The organism is Massilia sp. UYP11 (assembly GCF_050434805.1).
In the GTDB taxonomy this organism is placed as follows: Bacteria; Pseudomonadota; Gammaproteobacteria; order Burkholderiales; family Burkholderiaceae_D; genus Telluria.
On sequence record NZ_JBNDJE010000049.1, the window covers coordinates 1 to 3,902 of the forward strand.

General features: G+C 60.4%; 3 protein-coding genes. 1 reads left to right on the forward strand and 2 read right to left on the reverse strand.

Translation table 11 applies throughout. The features are described 5' to 3' along the window. Window positions 1-240: hypothetical protein (locus ABIB38_RS24035; RefSeq protein ID WP_429207315.1), on the forward strand; the 240-nt coding region annotated here is incomplete at its 5' end. On the opposite strand, the gene ABIB38_RS24040 is transcribed toward ABIB38_RS24035, so the two are convergent. Together ABIB38_RS24040 and ABIB38_RS24045 are read right to left on the reverse strand one after the other, a co-directional pair. After that, entirely contained in the window at window positions 211-486 is a 276-nt protein-coding gene (locus ABIB38_RS24040; RefSeq protein WP_429207317.1) for a hypothetical protein, read from the reverse strand. The genes ABIB38_RS24035 and ABIB38_RS24040 overlap by 30 nt on opposite strands. Beyond that, window positions 483-3,902 (reverse strand): RHS repeat-associated core domain-containing protein (locus ABIB38_RS24045; RefSeq protein WP_429207319.1); only part of this gene is annotated, 3,420 nt, incomplete at its 5' end. The genes ABIB38_RS24045 and ABIB38_RS24040, both read right to left, overlap by 4 nt.

Here is a 3,902-nt window from a genome sequence, read left to right on the forward strand (position 1 = left end):
TTCATCATGACGGCACTCGCTGGCTTGGTTCGATGTCAGGATTTTACCCAGCCGCAGGCGTCTCGGCCGAGGTTTTTAGAGGTGGCCTTAAGCAACCTAAAGCAATTAACTGCTCGACTGATTTTCTGTCTTGTATTGGATGCCCCTTCCCAACTTCATCAAACCATGGTTGAACCTTGGCTCCTACTGCTCATGTTGCCCTTGGAACTATCAAATGGATTGCATATGCTTCTTGGTTGACTTGCCAAGTTTTTCAAGTCTTCCCCACCAATCTTTTTGCGATAAATGAGGCAAGTAAAAATCTCCAAACCACCTCACATGGCAACGCATTTCTATCTGCTTTAAGGCATCTCTGCGAATTCCTGCCAAAAGAGTTTGGTCTAACGCCAAATTTGCTAGGTGCCGCAACTCATCAGCATCTTTAAAAAATCCTCCTTGATCTAAATCGGCGACAATGCTGGTAATTAATTCTGAAAAGGTCGTCATCGTTTGATTGCTCCTGTGTATTTACCTCCTGCGGTTATGACTTGCCACCCTCCTCCAGTTTTGTCAGGTCCCCACTGTAGCTGAGGAGCAACTTTTCCTTCAAGCAACATTTGGTTCCGAGTTAGCGCAACAGGGCTTTCAAATTCTGCCGTATTGCTTGGTGGAAGCGCAAGCTTTTGGCGTCTTTCCGCAGGCGTTGCTCCAGCCGAGCATCGTGTGACAAATACTCCTGACGCTGCACCTATGTCGGATTCAGTAATTGTAAATTTCTCACCGGCTTGTCCGTGAGAAGCATATATTTGACCATAGAAGCTGCTTACTACCTCATGCCGCTGCTGTTTTGAAAGTCCACGTGCCTTCAAAAGTTTTCTTGCAGAGTTATTTTTGACTGGAATTCCTGCGCATTTGGTAAGGCCCAAGGGGTCCATCCACCCTGTTGGATTGGGTGCGTACCGATAGACATTCTCACCGCCATTCATTCCAACCGGGTCTTGGGTGAGATACCTTGCCGTATCCGGATCGTAATACCGATGCCGGTTGTAATGCAGACCGGTCTCATCATCAAAGTACTGCCCCTGAAACCGTATCGGATTCCGTATCCCAGCCTTGCGCGCCGCCTCGCTGATCGCCTCCTTCGCTTGCCCCCACGCCTTGTACTGCGCCGACCACGCAACCTTGCCCTCGTAATCCGTCAACTCTTGCGGCGTCCCCAGATGATCGCATTGATAGAAGGCGATCTCTTCCTTACCGAACGGCTCAGCTCCCTGCTCAACCTCGCCGTTCCACAGCGGATCGAGCGCCATGTCGTACTTGCCGCCGTTGCCCGCCATCAGCGCTTTCACATCCGTGGTAGGCGCCAGGCGAAGCGCACGGCTCCGGGTGGCCTGTACCAGCGGCACGAAGCTGTCGCGCTCGTACACATAATGCACCGTCCGTTCGCCCGCCGCGTCGCCTCGGCGCACGCTGCTTTCCAACGCCAGCGTGTCGCCATCCCAGCCGTACATGGTGCGGGCCGTCTCGCGAAAGGCGGCGCCATCCATCGTCCCGCTGCGCTTGGCGATGCGCCTTCCCAGCGCATCATAGGCAAAGGTGGTGACGCCATGCCAGGTGGTGGCGCGGGTCATCCGGTTGTACGCATCCCATGCATATTCGGACCGAATGCCGTCCTGGGTGCGTTCCACGAGGTTGCCGCGTTCGTCGTAGCGGTAGCGCACGCCGGCATATTCCCTGAGCAGGTTGTCCAGCAGTTTCGGTAGTGGGACACGGCGGCTGATGGGCTCCGGCTGCGCGGTGTCGGCCGCCTGGATGTTGCCCGCCGGGTCGAAGGCGAAGGTTTCATGGCCTAATGCGCTGTTCGCCACCAGCAGCCGGCCGACCGGGTCGTAGCGGTATTCGACGCGGCCGCGCCGGTTGTCTTCGAAGCTGGTCAGCTGGCCGGACGGATCGTAGCGGTAGCGCCGCAGGATGGCGGCTTGCATGCCCACCTGGACGTCGGGACGGTACGTGTCAAGATAACCATGCCGGTCCTTCCGGCCGACCTGCGCGATGACGCCGAGCTGCTGTTCGATCAGGCGCCCAAGCGGGTCGTACTGCATCGTTTGCCGCAGGCCATTGGCCTGGGTACGGCCGGTCTCCCGGTACAGCGCGTCGCGCTCGAAGGAGACGAGGTCCTGCCCGTCCAGCAGCAGGCCATGCACGTGGCCGGCGCCGTAGGTCAGCCACTCGATACGGTGGCCATCGGGGCGGACCGTGCCGGTGCGCTGGTTGAGTTCGTCATAGTGGTGGCGCCATACCGCGGTGCGCTTCTCTGGATGGAACGGGCCCTGGTAGTGCTGGTGTTCGCGCACCAGGTTGCCGGCATCGTCGTAGAACCATTGCAACCTGGCGTGTTCGTTGTTCGCTTCGGCCAACTGGCCGTTGGCATTGTAGGCGTAGGTCTCGATTTGTTCCGTTTGGCCGGGGACGGCGGCGCGGCGTTGCACGAGCCGGCCCATGGGGTCGAAGTCGAGCCGCGTGGTTACCCCGGCGTCGACGGTTTCCGCCAGCACGCCGCTGGCTTCGTCATAGCGGGATAGGGTAGCCTTGCCATCGAAGCCCTGTTCCTGCAGCAGGCGCCCGACGGGATCGTATTGAAAGCGGTAGACGCTGTCGTTTTCGTTTTCCAGTGCGGTCAAGCGGCCCAGCGCATCCCACTGGTAGCGCAGACTGTGTCCCAGCGCATCGGTCCGGCTGGCGATCAGTCCGCCCGCAGTGTAGCGGTAGGCGGTGACGCGTTGCAGTGCGTCGATGTGCGCAAGCAGCCGGCCTTCGGCGTCGTGGCGCAGTTGCTCCTGGCTGCCGTCGGGGTGGATGACGGCTTCGAGCTGGCCGGGGTGGTTGCCGCGATCGGCGCCTTCGCCATGCGCCTGTGCCAGCGTTTCGCTATTTACCGGCGTGTAGCGGTAGCGGGTCACATTGCCGGCGGCATCGATCCGCTTGACCAGGCGTTTGCGGTCGTCGTATTCCCACTGGCTGCTGTGCCCGGAACAGTCAAGGTAGCCGGCGAGCTGGCCGTTCGGCGTGTAAACGAGTTTCGTGACGCCGCCTTTGGCATCAAGGACTTCGACGGGCCGTCCGGCCTTGTCGTACGCATATTCGGTCTTGTTGCCGCGCGGGTCGGTTTCTTCGACCAGGTGGCCCTGGGCATTGTAGTCGCGCCGCCACGCGCCGCCTTCGGCATCGCGGATGCCGGTGACGCGGTGCTGGCCGTCATACTCGAAGTGAACCTGGCTGCCGTCGGCGCGGGTGTGGGTGAGCAGGTTGCCGTGGTCGTCGTAACGGTAATGCTCGCTGCTGCCGTCGGTGTGGATGTGGCGGACGACGTTCTTGGCGTCGTCGCGGAACAGCCATTCCTCGCGCCCGTCTGGATACACGATGCGGTAGGTGTAGCCGGCGATGTCGTAGTAGTAGCGGGTCTCGTGGCCGAGCGCATCGATGACATAGGTCAGGCGAATGTTCTTGTCCCACTCGAGCCGGGTGTCGTCGCTGCCGTCATCAAGCCACTCGCGGATCGCCTTGGCATGAAGCCCGCTGTCGAGGCTGGTGTCGTAGGCGAGGTTCATGCCGCGCCCGGTACGGTCGGTATAGCGGGTGACGAGGTGGCGGTCATACTGGTAGTGCCAGGCGGCGCAGTTTTCGTCCTGTGCTCGGATCAGGTCGCCGTGCTTGTCGTGGTCGTAGGCGGCGAGCTGGCGCACCAGTTGGCCGTCCCGGATTTCCCACAGCGCGCGGATACGGCCTGTATCAAGGTCGATCTGGGTGCCGGCATGGGCGACGATGGTCTCGCCCTGCTTGCTGATGATGTCGCTGAGCACCTGTTCGCCGGCATAGGGGCCATTGGCGACGACATGGTCGTAGCGCAGGCCAAGGGCGGCGCC